Here is a 20,030-nt window from a genome sequence, read left to right on the forward strand (position 1 = left end):
GTGCCGCGCCCACTCCCGCCCCGTCCCGCCCCCCGGGCCGCCGCGCCTTGGTCCGCCACGCCTCTGACCGCCACGCCTCGGGCCGACCACGAGGCCGAGATCGTCCGGGCTTTCGAGGCGGATGCCCTCGAGATCCACCTGCAGCCGACGGTGAGCCTGCCCCAGCGCAAGGTCACGGCCTACGAGGCGCTGGCCCGCCTGCGGGTCGATGGCCAGCTGACCGAGCCGGAGGCGTTCCTCCCGGTGCTGGAGCGCTACGGCCGCACCACCGAGCTCGACCGGCGCATGCTGCAGCGGGCCGCCATCGTGGTCCGCCACCTCGCCCGCCGGGGCAGCGAGACCATGCTGACCTACGGCCTGTCGCCGCTCTCGCTGTTCGAGCCCGGGCTGCTGCGCGAGCTGGCCCGCACGGTCGCGGACGATCCAGCCCTGGCCGGGCTGGCGATCGCGCTGCCGCAGGCGAGCTGGCAGGGTCTCGATGGCGGGCAGCGCGGCCTGCTCCTGTCGCTGCGGGGCCGGATCGGGTTCAGCCTCGACCGGGCGGACGACCTGCGCTTCGATGTGGCCCAGCTCGCGGGGCTCGGGGTCGGCCAGGTCAAGGTTCCGGCCGAGCTGCTGCTGCGGCCGGGGCCGGAGCGACGGCGCCTGTCGGACATCGCCATCGAGGATCTCGCCCCGGCCCTGGCCCGGGCCGGCATCCGCCTGATCGCCACCGGCGTCGCCGACGAGGCGGACGTGCCGGACCTGATCGACCTCGACATCCCGTACGCCCAGGGTGCCGCCTTCGCGGCGCCACGGCCGGTGCGCGCCGAGGTTTTGGCCGCGCCGCCGCCGGAGCCGCCGCCCGCGCCGGCCGAGCCCGAGCCCGAGCGGCGGCCGTTCCGCTCGGTCCTGCGCAGAGCCGTCTGACCGGCGGTCCGAGCCGTGCGGCTCACCAATAGATCTGAAGCCGTCCCAGAACGGTGTCGACCGAGAACGGCGCGGTGCCCCGCGCGTCCGACTGGGCCGCGCCGGGCTGAACGCGGCCGTGGATGACGTTCGCGATCAGGCGCAGGTTCGGCTCGGGATACCAGCTCAGGCCCAGGCTCACGTCCCGCTCGGCGCCGCCGCGAAAGCCCCGGGCGTTCAGCTCGATGGCGCTGTAGCGGGCGGACAGCTCGAACACGCCGATCCCGCCCCGGGAGACCCGCTGGTCGTCCCGGGGCTGGACGCCCCTGAAAATCGCGTAGGTCGTTCCGCCATTGGGGGCCAGCGCGTAGGCGCGGCCGGCGCCGTTCAGCACCCAGCCGGCCTCGACATACCCGCCTTGAAAATTGAGGCCAGGGACGGCCCCGCCCGGGCCGCCGAACCGGTCGATCGCGGCGTGGATATACTCGGCCTGCACCAGGACGGGGCCGTTGCGATAGGCGAACTCGGCGCCGACCCGGGACACGCGCGCCACGTCCGGCAGGTCGCCGGTGTCGACGAAGGGGCGCGTGAACAGGAACGTCTCCGGCGCGGTGGAGAAGCCGAACGCACCGTCGGCCCGGCTCCGGCTCTGAAAGACGCCGGCGAGGCCGAAATGCAGGGTCTCGCGCTCTTCCAGGATCGGCGCCACCGTGGCGCGGCCCGCCGCCGCCACCCCGTCCCCGGTGATCCCGTTGCTGGCGGCGTCGCCGAACACGCTCGCCACGGCGGTCCAGGCCTGCCCGTGATGCCCGATAGCGAAGCCGAAGCGGCGATCCGGCACGAACGCGTTGGCGAGGGAGCGCTCGGCGAACAGGGTGTCGTTGTTGCTCTGCAGCCATTCGAGGCTCAGGGGCACCTTCATGTTGCCGAGCGTCAGGATCGTGTCCGGCAGCCCGGTCCAGGCGACGAAGGCGTCGTTGATCGGCAGGACCGGGTCGCTGAAATCGTACTGGAAGGCGACCACCCAATCCTTCCCGATGGTGAGCGTCGGCTCGATCCAGGAGCGGCGCACCGCGACGCTGTCGGGGAAGGCCGCGGCGAGGCCCGGCCGGCTGAAGCTGGCCGCGCCAGCATCCAGGTGGAGGCGGCCACCGATCTGGAGCTTCATCTCCGGCTCGGGCACGGTGAAGGTCAGGCCCTTCGCGTCGTAGCGCAGGCGCTCGCCGGCGGGGCCGGCCATACCCTCGATCGCATCCTCGGCCGCCCCGGCGGGCGAGGCGGCCAGGGTCAGGACCACGAGGGCAGGGACGGGGCGCATGCCCATCACCGGGCCATGGATCGGGCGGGGCGCCAATGACGTAGAGCAAGAATCGCCCGAATGATCGGGAGCGTGGCCCCGCGGTCCCAGTCCGTGCGGAGCGGATCCCGGACCGACGGCCGATCAGCCTCCGGCGGCCCCGTCGAGATACGCCCGGATGTAGCGCCCCGCGCTCGCCAGGGACCGCCGGCCGGCCGCGACCTCCGGGTAGAACAGGTGCCAGGCATGGATCATGTGCGGCCAGACCTGCAACTCGACCGCCACGTCCGCGGCCGCCGCCACCCCGGCGAGCCGCAGGGCGTCGTCGAGAAGCGTCTCCGCGGAACCGACCTGGATCAGCATCGGGGGCAGCCCGGCGAGATCGGCGCGGATCGGCGAGACCAATGGGTCGCCGGGATCGGCACCGTTGAGGTAGGCGGCGGCGAGTTCGGCGAGGTAGACCCGGCTGAGCAGCGGATCGACCGCAGCCTTGGTGTCCAGGCTCACCCCGGTGAGCGCGAGGTCAGTCCAGGGCGAGCTGAGCCAGAGGCAGGCGGGCAGGGGCAGGCCGCGCGCGCGCAGGGTCAGGGCCACGGCCAAAGCGAGGCCGCCGCCCGCGCTCTCGCCGGCCAGGGCGATCCGGCCAGGGGCGAACCCGGATTCGAGCAGGAACCGGTAGCCGGCCAGGGCGTCGCCCAGCGCGGTGGGGAATGGGTGCTCCGGCGCGAGCCGGTACGCGAGGGCGAGGGTGCGCGTCCCCGCTTCCCGGCCCGCCTGGGCCACGGCGTGGCGGTGACTCTCCAGCGACCCGGAGACGTAGCCGCCCCCGTGCAGGAACAGGATCACCCGGTCGCGGTCCGCGGCGGGCGTGGCGGTCCATTCCGCGGGCACGTCCCGGAGCTTCGCCGGCTGGACCGCGACATCGTCCGGCAGGCCATATCCCGCCCCCAGCGCATCGACCCGGGCGCGCCGGGCCGCGAGGTCGGCCGGGCGAGGACTGGCCGCGAGGCGTGCACGGATGACGGCGATCTCGCTCGCGTCGACGGAAGGACTCGGCATCGTCGGATCCCGGCACGGTTGAATACAGTCACGATGGCCGGAGCCGCGTGATTGGCCAAGATGATCGGGATCCGCAACCCAATGCAACGGGGATTGTGATCGGCGCGCCACCTCGCAGGGCTCTGCCTCGCACCTGCAAAAGGTCGCGGGCCTTTCGAAACCTCGCGTTTTGGCCGGCGCGCCCGGGCGTCGGACGAGCGTTAGACCGCCACGTTGTCGATCAGCCGGGTCCGGCCCAGGAACGCGGCCGCCAGGACCCGCGCCGGGGCCTCGACCCGCTCGACCTGGGCCAGGGTCCGGGTGTCGCAGACCGCGAGGTACTGGACCTCGAAACCCGCGGCCTCCAACGCGGCACGCCCGTCGGCGACAGGGCCCGCCACGGGGCTGCCGCCCCGGGCTGCCGCGGCGATGCCGGCCAGGACCGCGTGCAGGCGCGGCGCCACCGCGCGCTCCTCGGGCATGAGGTAGCGGTTGCGCGACGACAGGGCGAGGCCGTCAGCCTCGCGCACGGTCGGGACACCCCGGATCTCGACCGCGAGGTCGAGGTCGGCCACCGCCTGCTGGATCACCCGGAGCTGCTGGAAATCCTTCTCGCCGAACAGGGCGACGTCGGGCCCGACCTGGTTCAGCAGCTTGGTCACCACCGTGGCGACCCCGGAGAAGTGGCCGGGCCGGAACGGGCCGCACAGCCCGTCCGTCAAGCCGGCGACATCGATCCGGGTCGCGAAGCCCGGCGGGTACATGGTCTCCACCGCGGGCGTCCAGGCCGCGTCGGCGCCGGCTTGGCCGAGCAGGGCGAGGTCGGCCTCGACGTCCCGTGGGTAGCGCGAGAAATCCTCGCTCGGGCCGAACTGGGTCGGGTTGACGAAGATGCTCGCCACCACCCGACGGCCGATCCGCCGGGCCTCGGCCACCAGCGCGAGGTGGCCCACATGCAGGGCCCCCATGGTCGGGACCAGGACGACGCGCTCGCCCGCACGCCGCCAGGCGCCCACGCTCTGGCGCAGGGGAGCGAGATCGCTGAAACGCAGGGGATTCGATTCGGGCACGGGTCCGGCTCCGCGGCGGGGCGCCGATCTAGCGCATCGGGCCGGATATCGGAACCGGCACCCGGTGGGCGAACGCGGATGTGCCCCGGCGTATGGCTGACGCCGGCCGCCACCGTTCGGGACGATGCTCCGGAGCCTGCTCCGCGCGCCGGGACCCCGCCGATGCCGGATCAGGGGCAGTAAGGCAGGAGCGACCGGCCGAACGGGTCGTCGACACCGAGCGGCGGCGTGAAGCCGTAGTAGCTCGGATGCGACAGGCCGTATTCCGAGCCGACATAGCTCGGATCGTCGGGCGCGTTGGTCGGCACCGGCACCCGGCGGGGCGTGCAACCCACGGGGATCGCCCGGGTGCGGAGGGCGTAGACCGGGCGCCGCTCGATTCCATCGTTGCGCGGGAAGAAGCGCGGGCCGCTCCGGGTGACGGTCTCGTAGCTGCCGCGCCCGTCGAGGCCGCTGCGGACGTCCAGGTCGGCCGCCCGGGCGCCGGCACACATGGCCAGGAGGGTGAGGCCGAGCACCGTCCCGATCCCGTGCGGCCGGGTCCCGCATGCCCTGCGTCGCTGCCGTGCCGTCACCCGCATGCCGAACCCGTCCCGCATCCCGGGCCAGGGTGCTGCACCAGGGTAAACGGCGGCTTACCGTCGGGGTGTGCCCTTGAGGTGATCGCTCGAAGTGATCGCTCGAAGTGATCGCTTGTAGCGATCCCTGGAGCGATCCTTGGAGCGTTCCTCAAGGCCGATCAGGTCAGCGGCACCACCAGGGCCGTCAGCACGGCCGCGAGGTCCCCCTCGGTGAGACGGATCTGCAGGCCGCGCCCGCCGCCGTTCACGTGAATCTCGGCCGCCGGATCCGACAGCGAGCCGGCATCGATCGCGGTGGGAAAAACCCGCTTCGGCCCGAGCGGGCTGATACCGCCGACATGGTAGCCGGTGAGGCGCTCGGCATCCGCGGGCTTGAGCATCGCCGCCGCCTTGCCGGAGAAGGCCGCCGCCACCCGCTTCATCGAGACCTCCTTGTCGGAGGCCACCAGGAGGCAGACCGTCCGCCCATCCACCGCCGCCATCAGGGTCTTCAGCACACGGCCGGGCTCGACGCTCAGCGCTTCCGCGGCCTGGAGGCCGATGCGCGGGGCGTCCGGATCGTAGGCGTAGGCGTGGAGACTGTAACGGATCCCGGCCTTGTCGAGGGCCAGGGTCGCCCGGGTGGTTTTGGTGGCAGGCGTTTTGGTGGCAGGCGTTTTGGCCATGGAGCATCGTCTCGAGAGGTGGCGGCCGAAATTCGTGAGAAGATGCGGCGGACCAAAAAAGGCGCGCGTATCGGACCGGCTCCGATACCCGGCCTGCTGCGCCACTGCAGTCTCGGATCAGGTGGCGCCCACCCTGGTGGCGATGAGCCGGCCGATCTCGGCGTAGGCCGACTCGATAGCCGGCGCGGGAGCCGTGGCTCCGGTGACGTACACGCAGGCGAGGACCGGCGCAGGTCCGGACGGAGAGCCCGGCGGCCGAAGGATCGCCACATCGTTGAACGTGCCGTTGTCGCCGCTGCCGGTCTTGTCGCCGATGATCCAATCCGGTGGCAGCCCCGCGCGCAGGCGCTTGGCCCCCGTCTGGCACGCGATCATCCAGGCCTCCAATCGCCCGCGCGAGGCCGCCGACAGGACCGGACCGAGCAGCACGCGCCCGAGGGTCTGGCGCATCGCCTCCGGGCTGGTGGTGTCGCGCGGATCGCCCGGCAACGCGGTGTTCAAGGTCGGCTCGTCCCGGTCGAGGCGGGTGCGGGTATCGCCGGTGCCGCGCAGCCAGACGGTCAACGCTTCGGGTCCGCCCAGCGCGGTCAGCAGCAGGTTGGCCGCGCTGTTGTCGCTCCACACGATCGCGGCGGCGCAGAGGTCGGAGATCGACATCCGCCCGGTGCCGCCGCCGGCCTCCACGACCTTCCGGGTCACCGGTGCATAGCTCAGGAGGATGTCGGGTCCGAAGTCGACGACCCGGTCCAGGGATTCCGATCCCGCATCGACCCGCGCCAGGATGGCCGCGACGGCGACCGCCTTGAACGTGCTGCACATCGGGAACAGCTCGTCCACCCGGTGGCTCAGGAGCACGCGGTCCCGTGTCCCGGCCGAGACCCCGAGACGGCCGCCGAGACGCCGTTCGATCTCCGCCAGGGTCGGGGCCGTCTCATCGGCCCGGACGGTCCCCTGGCTCAGGATTAACGGTGCGGCGAGGACGCCGAGGCAAACGGTACGGCGGGTCCAGGACGTCACGGCGTCTCGCTCTCTCGGTGGATCGTCCCGCCGATCTTAAGCGTCGGCTTGACCGATCGATGACGCCAGGGGCGCGACTCGCCGCATCGGAGTGATACAGGGGCTGGAGCGCGTGTTTCACGTGAAACGCGTCGGATTCCAAGCGGCCGCGCACCACCGCCAGTGACACCAGCATGACCGAGTCCGATACCCTCTTCGCACCGGCCACCGGTTTCGGCCGCGCCGCCGTCTCGGTGATCCGGGTGAGCGGGCCGGGCGCCCGGGCGGTGCTGGGCGCCCTTGCCGGACCTCTGCCATCTCCCCGGCGCCTGTCGCTGCGTACCCTGCGGGATCCCGCGGACGGCACCGAACTCGACCGCGCCCTGGTCGCGTGGTTTCCGGGGCCCGACACCTATAGCGGCGAGGACATGGCCGAGCTGCACCTGCATGGCGGGACGGCGGTGCGGATGGGTGTGCTCACGGCGCTGGCCCGGATCCCAGGCTGCCGGGCGGCCGGCCCCGGGGCGTTCACCCGCCGGGCGGTGCTCAACGGCCGCATGGACCTCGCCGAAGCCGAGGCGGTGGCCGACCTGATCGACGCCGAGACCGAAGGGCAGCGCAGGCAGGCCCTGCGCCAACTCGACGGGGCGCTGAGCCGCCAGGTCGCGGCATGGCGGGCGGAGGCGATTGATTGCCTGGCGGCGGCCGAGGCCGCGCTCGATTTCGCCGACGAGGGTGACGTCGATGAGGCCAGCCTCGACGCCGCACTGTTCGGCCGCGTGTCCGGCCTGCGCCACGCTATCGCGACCGCCCTGCACGATGGCCGCCGGGGCGAGCGCCTGCGCGAGGGGTTTGTCGTGGTGCTGGCCGGTGCGCCCAATGCCGGAAAATCGACGTTGCTGAATGCGCTCAGCCAGCGGGACGTCGCGATCGTGTCGGATGTGCCCGGCACCACCCGGGACGCCATCGAGATCCGCCTCGATCTCGGCGGCCTGCCGGTTTTCCTGGTCGACACCGCCGGCTTGCGCGAAACCGCCGAGCCGGTGGAGGTCGAGGGCATCCGGCGCAGCCGCGCCCGCATCGGCACAGCCGACCTCGTCTTGGCCCTCGTACCCCCGGACGGGAGCGGGCCGGATCTCGGTGCGGCCGACCTTCCCGTTCTCCCGGTGCGTACCAAAATCGATCTTTTTGCCGGCTTAACAAACACCGTGGCGCCCGGAGCACTGGCGGTCTCGGCCCGGACCGGGGCCGGGCTGGACGCGCTGCTGGACGCGATTCAGATCGCGGCGGAAGCCGGGCTCGGCACCGGCGACGCGCTGGTTACGCGGGCCCGCCACCGGGCGGCGCTGGAGGCCTGCGTTGCGCATCTCGACCGGCTTCTCGCCGGGGCGGGCGCTCTGCCCGAACTCGCTGCAGAAGATCTCCGGCTCGCAGTCCGGTCGCTGGGCGAGGTCGGCGGGCATGTCGGCGTCGAGGATGTGCTGGACCGGCTGTTTTCCGGTTTCTGCATCGGAAAGTAGTTTGTTAGCCGGCGTATTTCGAGGGATCTGGCGGTCGCGCCGGGCTCGGCAATCGCGTTTATCCTGCCGACCGCCGCCCTCGAACCGCGGCCTTTTCCGCGTGCGGACGAACAGGTCCCCGAGTCCGCCAGGCCGGCCATTGGGGCTATTGTGGGATCCGCAGGATCCGCGGGCGCCAGATCCCCAGGGCCACGTTGGCGGCCGACACCGCCAGCAGCACCCAGAGCGTGCCGCGCTCGCCCTCCAGCGAGGCGGCCAGGGCGGCGGGATCCAGCAGGCCGGCGAGCGCCCGGGCGCTGCGCTCGGCCTCGCGGTTCATCGGCCCCTGCACGTAGACCAGGCCGCCCTCGAACATCAGGACCCCGGTGGCGAGCTTCACCCAGGCCCAGCCGGCGTTGAGGTAGGCCCGGTTGAGGGCCATCGCGAGCAGCCCGGACAGCAGGGTCGCGGCGAGCGACGGCAGGAACACCCAGGTGGCGACGGCCCCCATGGCGCCCCGGATCGCCGCGTAGCCGGGCAGGGCGGCCGGCGCGGGAGCCAGCGCCAGGAGGACCACCAGGGACGCCATCGCCCCCAGCAACCCGGCCGACCCCATCGTGTGGAGGAATTTCAGCAGGCGTCGCACGGCATCTGGCCCCCGGCCCGGTCGCCACGAGCTTAGCGCCGGAAACCCGGCGCGGGAGCGGGCCCGAAGGTCGCGGCCCAGCCCCCGTCAATCGTGCAGGCCCCTGTGAGCTGCGCAGGCCTCGTTCAGCTGTGCAGGCTTCGTTCAGCTGCGCAGGCCTGGTTTAGCTGCGCAGGCCTGGCGCCTCCTGGCCGGTGCGGGCCACGTACTCGGTGTAGCCGCCGCCGTACTGGTGGATGCCCTCGGGCGTCACCTCCAGCACCCGGTTCGACAGCGCCGCCAGGAAATGCCGATCGTGGGAGACGAACAGCATCGTGCCCTCGTAGTTGGCAAGCGCGGTGATCAGCATCTCCTTGGTGCCCATGTCGAGGTGGTTGGTCGGCTCGTCGAGCACCAGGAAGTTCGGCGGGTCGTACAGCATCAGGGCCATCACAAGCCGGGCCTTCTCGCCGCCCGAGAGCACCCGGCAGCGCTTCTCGACGTCGTCGCCCGAGAAGCCGAAGCAGCCGGCCAGCGCCCGCAGCGAGCCCTGCCCGGCCTGCGGGAACGCGTCCTCCAGGGTCTGGAACACGGTGCGGTCGCCGTCGAGCAGGTCCATGGCGTGCTGGGCGAAGTAGCCGAGCTTGACGCTGCCGCCGACCATGACCGAGCCGTCGTCCGGCGCGGTGGTGCCGGTGACGAGCTTCAGCAGCGTCGACTTGCCGGCGCCGTTGATCCCCATCACGCACCAGCGCTCCCGGCGCCGCACCGAGAAGTCCAGCCCCTCGTAGATCGTGCGGCTGCCGTAGCGCTTGTGGACGCCCTTCAGCATCACGACGTCGTCGCCCGAGCGCGGCGCCGGCTGGAACTCGAACGCCACCGATTGCCGCCGCCGGGGCGGCTCGACCCGCTCGATCTTATCGAGCTTCTTCACCCGGCTCTGGACCTGGGCGGCGTGGGAGGCCCGAGCCTTGAACCGCTCGATGAAGGCGATCTCCTTGGCCAGCATCGCCTGCTGGCGCTCGAACTGCGCCTGCTGCTGCGCCTCGTTCAGCTTCCGCTGGCCCTCGTAGAAGGCGTAGTCGCCCGAGAAGGTGGTCAGCGCGCCGCCGTCGATCTCGATCACCTTGGTGACGATCCGGTTCATGAACTCGCGGTCGTGCGAGGTCATCAGCAGGGCGCCGTCATAGGCCTTCAGGAACGATTCGAGCCAGATCAGGCTCTCGAGATCCAGGTGGTTGGACGGCTCGTCCAGCAGCATCACGTCCGGGCGCATCAGCAGGATGCGGGCGAGCGCGACCCGCATCTTCCAGCCCCCCGAGAGGGCGCCGACATCGCCGTCCATCATCTCCTGGCTGAAGCTGAGGCCGTCGAGCACCTCCCGGGCGCGCCCCTCCAGGGCGTAGCCGTCGAGTTCCTCGAACCGGGCCTGGACCTCGCCGTAGCGCTCCACCAGGGCGTCCATCTCGTCGGCCCGGTCCGGGTCGGCGAGCGCGGCGCCGAGCTCCGCCAATTCGGCCGCCACCGTGCTCACCGGGCCGGCGCCGTCCATCACCTCGGTGACGACGCTGCGCCCGGCCATCTCGCCGACATCCTGGCTGAAATACCCGATGGTGATGCCCCGGTCGGCCGCGACCTGGCCCTCGTCGGGCTGCTCCTGGCCGATGATCATCCGGAACAGGGTGGTCTTGCCGGCCCCGTTCGGACCCACGAGCCCGATCTTCTCGCCCCGCTGGAGCGCGGCCGAGGCCTCGATGAAGACGAGCTGCCGCCCGTTCTGCTTGGTGATTTTGTCCAGGCGTATCATGAAGGGCGGTTGCCGTGTCCGGGGGAAATGCTTCGGGCCGCTTACGGCATGGATCGAGACGGCGCAAAGACGAAGCCGGGGTCGGGGGGCCGCTTGCCGCTCACGCAACCGTGGGATCGGCGCCGGGAGCCAAGCACAGGCAGGGCCGTTGCCCCGCGCGAGACACAAGGAACGCGATGCTGTTCGGTTGGTGGAAGACGAGCCTGGACATGGCCATGCTGGGCCTGGAGGCCCAGGGGGTGATCGCACAGCGCATGGCGATGTTCGCGGTGGGCGGCCCGGCCGCGCAGATCGAGGCGCAGCGCATGGTGACGGAGAAGATCATGGCGGCCAGCGAAGCGGCCCTGATGGTCGCCTCGGGCGCCTCGAACGGCAAGGTGATCCGCAGCTACCGCCGGAAGGTCCAGGCCAACGCCCTGCGGTTGAGCCAGCGCTGAGAAGCCCGGCCCGGGACGCATCGCGACCGGAGCCGCGTTCCGCACAGGCGCTGCGCGGCCTCCCCGTGCCGGGCCCGCGACGTCACAGCCTCCTGGTCGAAGGAGACGACGATCTCACCGGCGAGCCGCCGGCCTTCCTACGCCAGGACGCCGTCGGCGAAGTCGCCACCGGCCTCTCGCGGCCTGAGTCCGAGCCAACACGGCGGTGTCAAGGGACATGTTCGTGCGTCGTCCGGCGCACCAGCCCAAGCCCGCCTCCGCCCGGGCGTTCATCGCCTCGATCGTCCGAGGCGCATGCCGCGTCACGTCTGCGTCGAAGGCTTGGACGACATCGGCGATGGTGCCGGATGGCCGGGCCGCCCGCGCGCGCAGCGCACCACTTGGCCACGTCTCGCAGGTCGACCCGCTCCTCCGGCGAGAGGCCGAGATGTTGCAGCAGGTCCCGTCTCAGGGCGCCCTGTCCTTTCGCAGCCACGGCGAGGGACGCCATCGCGATCTGGATGGATCGGAATGGATGGATCGGACTGGGACAGGGCGTACGCCTGTCGCCATCCACGTCGCCGGGATGCCGGCGCGCGCGAGAGAGCGGGGTCGATGCCCGTCGCGGAACGAGCGCAGCGAAGCGACCCGGGGAAGCGTCCGGTCAGGGAGCGTAGCGCCGCAGGGTTGCGTCGCTACGCCCGCATAGACAGCGCCCGCTCGCCGTATCCCCGGAGCCCTGACCGAGCCTCAGTTGTTCGCCGTCCGGAACGTGTCGCAGGCCTTGGTCTGCCCGCTCTTGTAGCCGGCGGTGAACCAGCGCTGGCGCTGGGCCGAGGAGCCGTGCGTGAAGGAATCCGGCACCACGTAGCCCTGCGAGCGCTTCTGCAGCGAATCGTCGCCGATCTGGGCGGCGGCGTTGAGGGCCTCGTCGATGTCGCCCTGCTCCAGCTCCGCGTACTTGTCGTTCGAGTTCTTGGCCCAGACGCCGGCCAGGCAATCGGCCATCAGCTCGATCCGCACCGACAGGGCATTCGCCTCGGTCTTGCTGGAGGCCTGCTGCTGGCGGGCCTGGACCTTGCCGAGGATGCCAAGAACGTCCTGGACGTGGTGGCCGACCTCGTGGGCGATGACGTACGCGTAGGCGAAGTCGCCCTTCACGCCGAACTTGCTCGCCATCTCCTTGAAGAAGCCGGTGTCCAGGTAGACCTTCTTGTCGAGCGGGCAGTAGAACGGGCCCATGGCGGCCTGGGCCGAGCCGCAGCCCGAGCGGGTGCCGCCGGTGTAGAGCACCAGGGTCGTCGGGGTGTATTGCTTGCCGGTCTGCTGCGGCAGGATCTGGCTCCACACGTCCTCGGTGTTGCCCAGGATCTTCGAGGCGAACCGGCCGCTCTCGTCCGTCGGGGCCTGGCGGCGCCGGGACTGGGTTTGCGGGTCGGCCGTCTGCTCCTGCTGGCCGCCGCCGCGGCCGATCTGCTGGGCGCCGCCGATCAGGATCGCCGGGTTGATGCCGGTGAAGTAGCCGATGATCATCAGCACCACGATGGTGCCGATCCCGAGGCCGCCCGCGCCGCCGCCCGGGAAGCCCATGCCGCCGCCGCCACCGCCCTCACCGCGGCGATCCTCGACGTTGTCGGAGCTGCGTAGATCGTCCCAGCGCATGGTCCCGCCCTGATGCCGCGCCTGCCGCCGGGCAGGGTGCGGTCCTAACTGTGCATCGCCTATGTCCGAAAGCCGGCAGACACCGTTCGGGACGAAACTCTAATGACGGGAGGGAACGCCCGGTTCCGCGGCTCCGGTCAAGCTTTCCCGTCGAGCAGGGCGCGCAAGGCGCGAAAATCCCGCCATGCGAGGCGCTTCTGCACCGGCTGTCGCAGCAGGAAGGCCGGGTGGAGGGTGGCCAGGAGCTTCGCCTCGCCGGTCGGCAGCTTGTACGGGAACAGCCGGCCGCGGGTCCGCAGGATCCCGTCCTTGGTGCCGGTCAGCGTCTGGGTCGCGGGGGCGCCGAGGCAGACGATCACCTCCGGATCGACCAGCTCGATCTGGCGCTCCACGAAGGGCCGGCACACCGCCACCTCCTGGGGTGTCGGGTTGCGGTTGCCCGGGGGCCGCCACGGCACGATGTTGCCGATATAGGCGCTGGTCCGATCGAGGCCGATCGCCGCCATCATCTTGTCGAGGAGCTGGCCCGAGCGGCCCATGAACGGCTTGCCGATCCGGTCCTCGTCGGCGCCCGGGGCCTCCCCGAGAAACATCACCCGCGCCTCGGGATTGCCGTCGGCGAAGACCAGGTTCTTGGCTGTGAAGCGCAGCGGGCAGGCGTCGAAATCCGCCAGGATCTTTTCCAGCTCGTCGAGGCTCTTGGCCTCGCGCGCCCGGGCGCGGGCATCGCTCGCCGCCTCCTCCGGCTGGGCGCTCGCCGCACGCCCGAAGGTGCGGGCCGGGGCGAAGCCGCCGGGCGCCGGGGCGCCCGCAGGGTCGGGGCCGGCGTGTCGGCCTCGCCGAAGCGGTCGTGCGGCCGCTCGTCGAGGACCGCGTCGGCGCCGGCCTCCACGTGGAAATCGAGATAGGCGATGAGGTCGGCTTGCGCGTCGGTGGGGCTCGGCATGCTGGTCAGCATGTGGGGCGCTCGATGCCTGTGGACAACTCTTGAAACCCGCTCGACGGCAAGGACTTGCGTGACCGAACGGCGCGGCCTTCGGCGCCCTGCCGCACGCCACGGTGACCGCCGGGTCGCCCCGAGCCCGTCCGTATTCCCCCCATGCGGCATAGGAGAGCTTTCGCTCAAGTCCGGGCTCCGGCAGCTTGCCTTTCCAGTCTGGAATCGCTTGAGACGGCGACACGTACTGCCGATCCGGCAACGGATCGGGCATAGCGACAAGAAAACAGGAGGCTCGACGATGGCGCTGCCCGAACGCGAAAGCATGGATTTCGACGTGGTCGTGGTCGGCGCCGGGCCGGCCGGGCTCGCCGCCGCGATCCGCCTGAAGCAGCGCGCGGCCGAGATCGGCGAGGAGATCTCCGTCGTCGTCGTGGAAAAAGGCTCCGAGGTCGGCGCCCACATCCTGTCGGGCGCGGTGATCGACCCGATCGGCCTCGACCGGCTGCTCCCGGACTGGCGCACCGATCCGGAGCGGCCGCTCAAGACCGAGGTCCGGCGCGACGAGTTCATGATGCTGACCAAGAACAGCGGCGTGACCCTGCCGAACGTGTTCTTCCCCAAACTGATGTCGAACCACGGCAACTTCGTCGGCTCGCTGTCGAACACCTGCAAGTATCTGGGCGCCCAGGCGGAGGCCCTCGGCGTCGAGATCTATCCGGGCTTCCCGGCCTCCGAGGTGCTGTTCGACGAGGCCGGCGCGGTGGCGGGCATCGCCACGGGCGACCTCGGGATCGGCCGTTCGGGTGATCCGCGCGAGGACTACACCCGCGGCATGGAGCTGCGCGGCAAGTACACGGTGTTCGGCGAGGGCGCCCGGGGCAACCTGACCAAGGGGCTGATCCAGCGGTTCTCGCTCAATCGCCACAGCGACCACTTCAAGTACGGGCTCGGCGTCAAGGAGCTGTGGCAGCTGCCGGATTCCACCTTCGAGCCGGGGCTGGTGCGCCACACGATGGGCTGGCCCCTGCCGAACCGGGCCGGCGGCGGCTCCTGGCTGTACCATTTCGACGACAACCTGCTGTCGGTCGGCTTCGTGACGCACCTGAACTACGAGAACCCGACCCTGTCGCCGTTCGAGGAGTTCCAGCGCTTCAAGACCCACCCGATGATCGCCGACACCTTCGCGGGCGCCAAGCGCATCGGCTACGGCGCGCGCGCCATCATGGAGGGCGGCTGGCAATCGGTGCCCAAACTGGTCTTCCCGGGCGGCTGCCTGGTCGGCTGCTCGGCGGGCTTCGTCAACGTGCCGCGGATCAAGGGCTCGCACAACGCGATCCTGTCCGGGATGCAGGCGGCCGACGCCATCGCGGACGCCCTGAAGGCCGGCCGGGCCGGAGACGAGCTCGCCGCCTACGATGCCGGCTGGCGCGACAGCCCGATCGGGCAGGACCTCAAGGCCGTGCGCAACGTCAAGCCGCTCTGGTCGCGCTACGGCACCCTGGTGGGGGTGGGGCTCGGCGGGGTCGACATGTGGGCGACCAGCCTGCTCGGCGCCTCGCCGTTCGGCACGCTCAAGCACGGCAAGCCGGACCATGCCTGCCTCAAGCCGCTCTCGGAGGTGACGCCGATCACCTACCCGAAGCCGGACGGCAAGCTGACCTTCGACCGGCTCTCCTCGGTCTACCTCTCGAACACCAACCACGAGGAGGACCAGCCGCCCCACCTCAAGGTCCGCGATCTGGAGCTGCAGAAGCGCTCGGAGCACGACGTCTACGGCGGCCCCTCGTCCCGCTACTGCCCGGCCGGCGTCTACGAGTGGGTGGAGGACGCCGCCGCCAGCGACGGCGTGCGCTACCAGATCAACGCGCAGAACTGCGTCCACTGCAAGACCTGCGATATCAAGGACCCGAACCAGAACATCGATTGGGTGACGCCGGAGGGCCCGGGCGGACCGAACTATCCGAACATGTGAGGGACGGCCGATACATATCGGCCGTCTGACGCGTTCGCCGTTCGTCGGACAGGCGGGCGTACCCATATGTTCGTGATCAGCCGGCAGCGGGTTTGGGTCGCCGAGCCCTGGCGCCTCCCACGGGATGGCGCTCCGGTTGCCCCCGTTTCATTAGAGAAACACGTTTCGTCCGACCGTCCGGGTGTTGAGCGCGACGTCAGGGCGCGCGCTGTGGCAATCGTGACAAAGCATCGGGGCGGCTTCCTCGCCCCGAAGACCTTCCTCGCCCCGACGACCTTTCTCGACCCGGCTGCCTCGACCCGTCCGGACCTCTGGCCTGGGGTAGCCGCGTGCCGGAGTGCCGGTCTCGCTATCCCTGTGAGCGTGCCTCGCCCCTCGACGAACACGCTTCCGGCGATGCTTCCGAGCAAACCTCCGGCCGATCTGTTCGCCGCGGGCGGCAACGTTGTCGCAGCAAGCGACGAGGGCCCGCGCGGGTGCAAGCCTGACAGACGTGCGCGAGTCCGAGGACGCCGGCTACCGCGCCGGCCTGAATCCGTAAGCCCCCGCGCCATCCTTTCGCCTTGCGGGGCTGGCGGGATGCGTTCAGTGTCCCCAGCGATTTTCGGGGATGCCCCGCCATTCTCGCGCCCGGCCCCCGTAGGCCGGCGCCCAGGAGCCGCGACCGGTTCATGATGACAACACGCGCCCGCCGGAGCGTCTCGGCGCTCGCCCTGATGCTCGCCGCCGGCCTGCCTCAGACCGTTCTGGCCGCCCAGCCGCGCGAGTCGGCCCCGCTGCTCGAATACGAGCCCGCGGAATCCCTGGAGGGCAACTTCCTGTCCGCCTACATCGCGGGCGCCTCCCGGGACACGGCGGCGGCGGCGACCTTCTACCGCGAGGCGGTCAAGGCCGACCCGCGCAACGCCGAGCTGGTCGAGCGCGCCTTCATCTCGCTGCTCGCCGACGGCGCCCTGCCGGACGCGTTCCGGGCCGGCGAGAAGCTGATCGCACGCGATCCCACCAACGGGCTCGCCAACCTCTCCCTCGGGGTGCGCCAGATCAAGGCCGGCCAGTGGGCCGCCGCCCGCCAGAATTTTTCGAGGAGCGGCCGGGGCGCGGCCACCGACCTGACCGCGACGCTGCTGACCGCTTGGTCCTATGCCGGCGCGGGTGACGGCAAGAAGGCGCTGGAGACGGTCAACAAGCTCCGGGGCGAGCGCTACTACAACACCTTCCGCGACTACCATGCCGGCCTGATCGCCTCGGTGATCGGCGACAACGCCGAGGCCGAGCGGCGGCTCAAGGCCGCCTACGAGGCCGACCGCAACACCCTGCGGATCGTCGACGCCTACGCCCGGCTGGAGGCCAGCCTCGGCCGCACCGACCTGGCGATCCAGGCCTATTCCGACTTCGACCAGCTCTCGCCCCGGCACCCGCTGGTGCGCGACGCCCTGGACAAGCTCAAGGACGGCAAGCCGCTGGCCCGCCTGATCGGCAACGCCCAGGAGGGCGCCGCCGAGGTGCTGTACGGGCTGGGCTCGGCGGGCTCGACGCAGGGCGACGAGCTGCCCGCGGTGATCTACCTGCGGCTCGCGCTCTACCTCGCCCCCGACCACGCGCTGGCCCGGCTGACGCTCGCCGACACCCTGGACCGGATGAAGCAGACCGAGCGGGCCAACGAGGCCTACGCGCAGATCCCCGCGACCTCGCCGCTCAAGCTCAACGCCGACATCCAGGTCGGCCTCAACCTGGAGCAGATGGGCAAGGGCGACGAGGCGCTGGCCCATCTCGACGCCGCCATGAAGGCGCATCCGGACGACATCGACGTGATCACCGCGCTGGGCAACGTCCAGCGGGCGCGCAAGAAGTACGAGGAGGCGGCCGCCACCTATACCCGCGCCATCGATCTGATCGGCGACCGGCCGCTGGCGAATTACTGGACGACCTTCTACTTCCGCGGCACCGCCTACGAGCGCGCCAAGCAATGGCCCAAGGCCGAGGCCGACCTGAAGAAGGCCCTGTCCCTGGTGCCGGCGAGCCAGCCGGCCGCCAAGGCCCAGGTGATGAACTATCTCGGCTATTCCTGGGTCGACCAGAAGATCAACATCGACGAGGCGTTCAAGCTGCTGCAGCAGGCCGCCGACGCGAGCCCCCGGGACGGCATGATCGTCGACAGCCTGGGCTGGGCCTATTACCGCCTCGGCCGCTGGGACGACGCGGTGCGCGAGCTGGAGAAGGCGGTCGAGCTGAAGCCCGGTGACCCGACCATCAACGACCACCTCGGCGACGCCTACTGGCGTTCAGGCCGGCGCCTCGAGGGCAAGTTCCAGTGGCAGCATGCCAAGGACCTGAACCCCGAGCCGGACGACCTCGCGCAGATCAACGACAAGCTGAAGGACGGCCTGCCGGAGATCGAGAAGCCCACCGCGACGGCCGAGACGGTGCCGGCCCCGGTGGCGGCCCCGCACAACGCCGAGAATCCGGAACTGCCCAAGGGCGCCCCGCAGCCGCACGAGGCCCCGGGCGCCGCCGACAAGGCCAAGAAGTCGGGGGGTTAAAAGCTGCCTCCTCCGGGGCGCGCATACTCTCCGGGCCGGCAAGACTAATTTGTCCGTCGGCTCATAAAAATCGACGCGCTTTTCCGGTCGGTTTGACGCACAGTGCCGCGGCTGCCCTCGGGCGGCCTCGCCGCGTCCCGGGCTGCGTCCGCGCATCCGAGCGACCGGCGCTGCACATCATCGCGAGGCAAGATCCCCGTACGATAACAGTCGGCGGGTGGGCGGGCGCCGGGCCCGCGGAGCCAGGGAGAACGCCCATGCCGTCAGATATCGAGATCGCCCGCGCCGCGACCCTGAAGCCGATCGCACAGGTTGCCGAGAAGCTCGGCATCCCGGACGAGGCGCTGCACAATTACGGCAAGCACATCGCCAAGCTCGACCACGGCTACATCGCCGGGCTCGAGGGCAAGGCGCCGGGCAAGCTCGTGCTGGTGACGGCGATCTCGCCGACGCCCGCGGGCGAGGGCAAGACCACCACCACGGTGGGCCTCGGCGACGCGCTGAACCGCATCGGCCAGAAGACCATGATCTGCCTGCGCGAGCCCTCGCTCGGCCCCTGCTTCGGCATGAAGGGCGGGGCGGCCGGCGGCGGCAAGGCCCAGGTCGTGCCGATGGAGCAGATCAACCTGCACTTCACGGGCGACTTCCACGCCATCACGTCGGCCCACAGCCTCGCGGCCGCCCTGATCGACAACCACGTCTACTGGGCGAACGAGCTCAACATCGACGTGCGCCGGATCCACTGGCGCCGGGTCGTCGACATGAACGACCGGGCCCTGCGCCAGATCACCCAGTCGCTCGGCGGCGTCGCCAACGGCTTCCCCCGGGAGGACGGGTTCGACATCACGGTCGCCTCCGAGGTGATGGCGGTGTTCTGCCTCGCCAAGGACCTCGCCGACCTCGAGGAGCGCCTGGGCCGGATCGTCATCGCCGAGACCCGCGACCGCAAGCTCGTCACGCTCAAGGACGTGAAGGCCACGGGCGCCATGACGGTGCTGCTCAAGGACGCCCTGCAGCCGAACCTCGTGCAGACGCTCGAGGGCAACCCCGCGCTGATCCACGGCGGCCCGTTCGCCAACATCGCCCATGGCTGCAACTCGGTGATCGCCACCCGGGCCGGCCTGCGGCTGGCCGACTACACCGTGACCGAGGCCGGGTTCGGCGCCGATCTGGGCGCGGAGAAGTTCCTGGACATCAAGTGCCGGCAGGCCGGCCTGAGCCCCTCGGCGGTCGTGGTGGTGGCCACGATCCGCGCGCTCAAGATGCACGGCGGCGTCGATAAGAAGAGCCTTGGAGCCGAGAACATCGGCGCCCTCGAGACGGGGTTCGCCAACCTAGCCCGGCACGTCACCAACCTGCGCGGCTTCGGCCTGCCCGTTGTGGTCGCGGTCAACCACTTCCACGCCGACACCGACGCCGAGCACGCCCGGCTGAAGGAGCTGTGCCGGGAACGCCTCGACGTCGAGGCGATCACCTGCCGCCACTGGGCCGAGGGCGGCGCCGGCGCCGAGGAGCTGGCGCACGCGGTGGTGCGGCTCGCCGCCTCGGAGCCGGCCCCGATCCGCTACGCCTACGAGACCGAGGCGCCGCTTTCGGAAAAAATCCGGGCGATCGCCACCAAGCTGTACGGCGCCGCCGACATCCAGATCGAGACCAAGGCCGCGGGCAAGCTCGCCACCTTCGAGAAGGACGGCTACGGCCACCTGCCGATCTGCATGGCCAAGACCCAGTACTCGTTCTCCACCGACCCGAGCCTGATGGGCGCCCCCGAGGGCCACGTCGTCGGGGTGCGCGACGTCCGGCTCTCGGCCGGTGCCGGCTTCGTGGTGGCGATCTGCGGGGAGATCATGACCATGCCGGGCCTGCCCCGGGTCCCCGCCGCCGACACGATCCGCCTCGATGCCGACGGGCAGATCGACGGGCTGTTCTAAGCGGGGTCGCTCGGGCTGCGCCTCTGCAGGCAAAGTCAGTCAGACGTCGCTGCTGAATCAGGCTGACGGCTGGACGCACGCGCATCTCCCGCCCCTGCGGGGG

General features: G+C 71.0%; 15 protein-coding genes and 1 pseudogene. 6 read left to right on the top strand and 10 right to left on the bottom strand.

Annotated features, from left to right (window positions below; translation table 11 throughout):
* Positions 1-909, top strand: a 909-nt coding sequence (locus AC0IY0_RS18200; RefSeq protein ID WP_471764914.1) for an EAL domain-containing protein, incomplete at its 5' end; no start/stop codon positions are given.
* 22 nt (positions 910-931) lie between these two features.
* Here the strand turns inward: AC0IY0_RS18200 and AC0IY0_RS18205 are convergent.
* The 6 genes from AC0IY0_RS18205 to bla form a co-directional block, all read right to left on the bottom strand.
* Positions 932-2,206, bottom strand: a complete 1,275-nt coding sequence (locus tag AC0IY0_RS18205; protein WP_461230290.1) for an OprO/OprP family phosphate-selective porin — start codon at positions 2,204-2,206, stop codon at positions 932-934.
* 123 nt (positions 2,207-2,329) lie between these two features.
* Positions 2,330-3,244, bottom strand: coding sequence for an alpha/beta hydrolase (locus AC0IY0_RS18210; protein WP_147910440.1), 915 nt, complete (start codon positions 3,242-3,244; stop codon positions 2,330-2,332).
* A 200-nt stretch (positions 3,245-3,444) separates the two neighbouring features.
* Entirely contained in the window at positions 3,445-4,293 is an 849-nt protein-coding gene (gene panC / locus AC0IY0_RS18215) for a pantoate--beta-alanine ligase (protein ID WP_147941332.1), read from the bottom strand.
* A 170-nt stretch (positions 4,294-4,463) separates the two neighbouring features.
* The gene (locus tag AC0IY0_RS18220) at positions 4,464-4,787 is read right to left on the bottom strand and encodes a hypothetical protein (RefSeq protein ID WP_471764976.1); all 324 of its coding nucleotides are present in this window, start codon (positions 4,785-4,787) and stop codon (positions 4,464-4,466) included.
* A 245-nt stretch (positions 4,788-5,032) separates the two neighbouring features.
* A complete protein-coding gene (locus AC0IY0_RS18225) occupies positions 5,033-5,539 on the bottom strand; it encodes a YbaK/EbsC family protein (RefSeq protein WP_461230287.1) in 507 nt (168 codons plus the stop codon).
* A 117-nt stretch (positions 5,540-5,656) separates the two neighbouring features.
* Complete coding sequence (gene bla / locus AC0IY0_RS18230) at positions 5,657-6,556, bottom strand: class A beta-lactamase (protein ID WP_471764915.1); 900 nt, start codon at positions 6,554-6,556, stop codon at positions 5,657-5,659.
* A 173-nt stretch (positions 6,557-6,729) separates the two neighbouring features.
* On the opposite strand from bla, the gene mnmE reads away from it, so the two are divergent.
* On the top strand, positions 6,730-8,055 hold the full coding sequence (gene mnmE / locus AC0IY0_RS18235; RefSeq protein ID WP_471764917.1) for a tRNA uridine-5-carboxymethylaminomethyl(34) synthesis GTPase MnmE: 1,326 nt from the start codon (positions 6,730-6,732) through the stop codon (positions 8,053-8,055).
* 145 nt (positions 8,056-8,200) lie between these two features.
* Here the strand turns inward: mnmE and AC0IY0_RS18240 are convergent, their stop codons facing one another.
* Both AC0IY0_RS18240 and AC0IY0_RS18245 read right to left on the bottom strand, forming a co-directional pair.
* A complete protein-coding gene (locus AC0IY0_RS18240; protein WP_147899111.1) occupies positions 8,201-8,680 on the bottom strand; it encodes a hypothetical protein in 480 nt (159 codons plus the stop codon).
* Positions 8,681-8,843: 163 nt separating this feature from the next.
* Positions 8,844-10,466 carry an ABC-F family ATP-binding cassette domain-containing protein gene (locus AC0IY0_RS18245; RefSeq protein WP_147941328.1) on the bottom strand — a complete coding sequence of 541 codons (1,623 nt, stop codon included), beginning with the start codon at positions 10,464-10,466 and terminating at the stop codon, positions 8,844-8,846.
* Between the two features lie 176 nt (positions 10,467-10,642).
* Between AC0IY0_RS18245 and AC0IY0_RS18250 the strand changes: the two genes are divergently transcribed.
* Positions 10,643-10,903 (top strand): hypothetical protein, encoded by a 261-nt coding sequence (locus AC0IY0_RS18250; RefSeq protein ID WP_147910434.1) that lies wholly within the window; start codon positions 10,643-10,645, stop codon positions 10,901-10,903.
* Between the two features lie 729 nt (positions 10,904-11,632).
* On the opposite strand, the gene ypfJ is transcribed toward AC0IY0_RS18250, so the two are convergent.
* Together ypfJ and AC0IY0_RS18260 are read right to left on the bottom strand one after the other, a co-directional pair.
* Complete coding sequence (ypfJ, locus tag AC0IY0_RS18255; RefSeq protein WP_147941327.1) at positions 11,633-12,544, bottom strand: KPN_02809 family neutral zinc metallopeptidase; 912 nt, start codon at positions 12,542-12,544, stop codon at positions 11,633-11,635.
* 137 nt (positions 12,545-12,681) lie between these two features.
* Positions 12,682-13,502 (bottom strand): annotated as a pseudogene (locus tag AC0IY0_RS18260) (uracil-DNA glycosylase).
* A 280-nt stretch (positions 13,503-13,782) separates the two neighbouring features.
* Here AC0IY0_RS18260 and AC0IY0_RS18265 point away from each other — a divergent pair.
* The 3 genes from AC0IY0_RS18265 (at position 13,783) to AC0IY0_RS18275 (ending at position 19,927) form a co-directional block, all read left to right on the top strand.
* Positions 13,783-15,456 (top strand): electron transfer flavoprotein-ubiquinone oxidoreductase, encoded by a 1,674-nt coding sequence (locus AC0IY0_RS18265; protein ID WP_147941730.1) that lies wholly within the window; start codon positions 13,783-13,785, stop codon positions 15,454-15,456.
* 671 nt (positions 15,457-16,127) lie between these two features.
* The gene (locus AC0IY0_RS18270) at positions 16,128-17,996 is read left to right on the top strand and encodes a tetratricopeptide repeat protein (protein ID WP_147941729.1); all 1,869 of its coding nucleotides are present in this window, start codon (positions 16,128-16,130) and stop codon (positions 17,994-17,996) included.
* Between the two features lie 257 nt (positions 17,997-18,253).
* Complete coding sequence (locus tag AC0IY0_RS18275; RefSeq protein ID WP_147910741.1) at positions 18,254-19,927, top strand: formate--tetrahydrofolate ligase; 1,674 nt, start codon at positions 18,254-18,256, stop codon at positions 19,925-19,927.
* Positions 19,928-20,030: the final 103 nt, after the last annotated feature.

Source organism: Methylobacterium sp. AC315, assembly GCF_979253755.1.

Coding starts and splice junctions, on each gene's coding strand:
- AC0IY0_RS18265 (WP_147941730.1), top strand. CDS start 13,783: ATGGCGCTGCCCGAACGCGAAAGCATGGATTTCGACGTGGTCGTGGTC.
- AC0IY0_RS18250 (WP_147910434.1), top strand. CDS start 10,643: ATGCTGTTCGGTTGGTGGAAGACGAGCCTGGACATGGCCATGCTGGGC.
- AC0IY0_RS18245 (WP_147941328.1), bottom strand. CDS start 10,466: ATGATACGCCTGGACAAAATCACCAAGCAGAACGGGCGGCAGCTCGTC.
- AC0IY0_RS18270 (WP_147941729.1), top strand. CDS start 16,128: ATGATGACAACACGCGCCCGCCGGAGCGTCTCGGCGCTCGCCCTGATG.
- mnmE (WP_471764917.1), top strand. CDS start 6,730: ATGACCGAGTCCGATACCCTCTTCGCACCGGCCACCGGTTTCGGCCGC.
- AC0IY0_RS18205 (WP_461230290.1), bottom strand. CDS start 2,206: ATGCGCCCCGTCCCTGCCCTCGTGGTCCTGACCCTGGCCGCCTCGCCC.
- AC0IY0_RS18220 (WP_471764976.1), bottom strand. CDS start 4,787: ATGTGTGCCGGCGCCCGGGCGGCCGACCTGGACGTCCGCAGCGGCCTC.
- ypfJ (WP_147941327.1), bottom strand. CDS start 12,544: ATGCGCTGGGACGATCTACGCAGCTCCGACAACGTCGAGGATCGCCGC.
- AC0IY0_RS18210 (WP_147910440.1), bottom strand. CDS start 3,244: ATGCCGAGTCCTTCCGTCGACGCGAGCGAGATCGCCGTCATCCGTGCA.
- AC0IY0_RS18225 (WP_461230287.1), bottom strand. CDS start 5,539: ATGGCCAAAACGCCTGCCACCAAAACGCCTGCCACCAAAACCACCCGG.
- AC0IY0_RS18275 (WP_147910741.1), top strand. CDS start 18,254: ATGCCGTCAGATATCGAGATCGCCCGCGCCGCGACCCTGAAGCCGATC.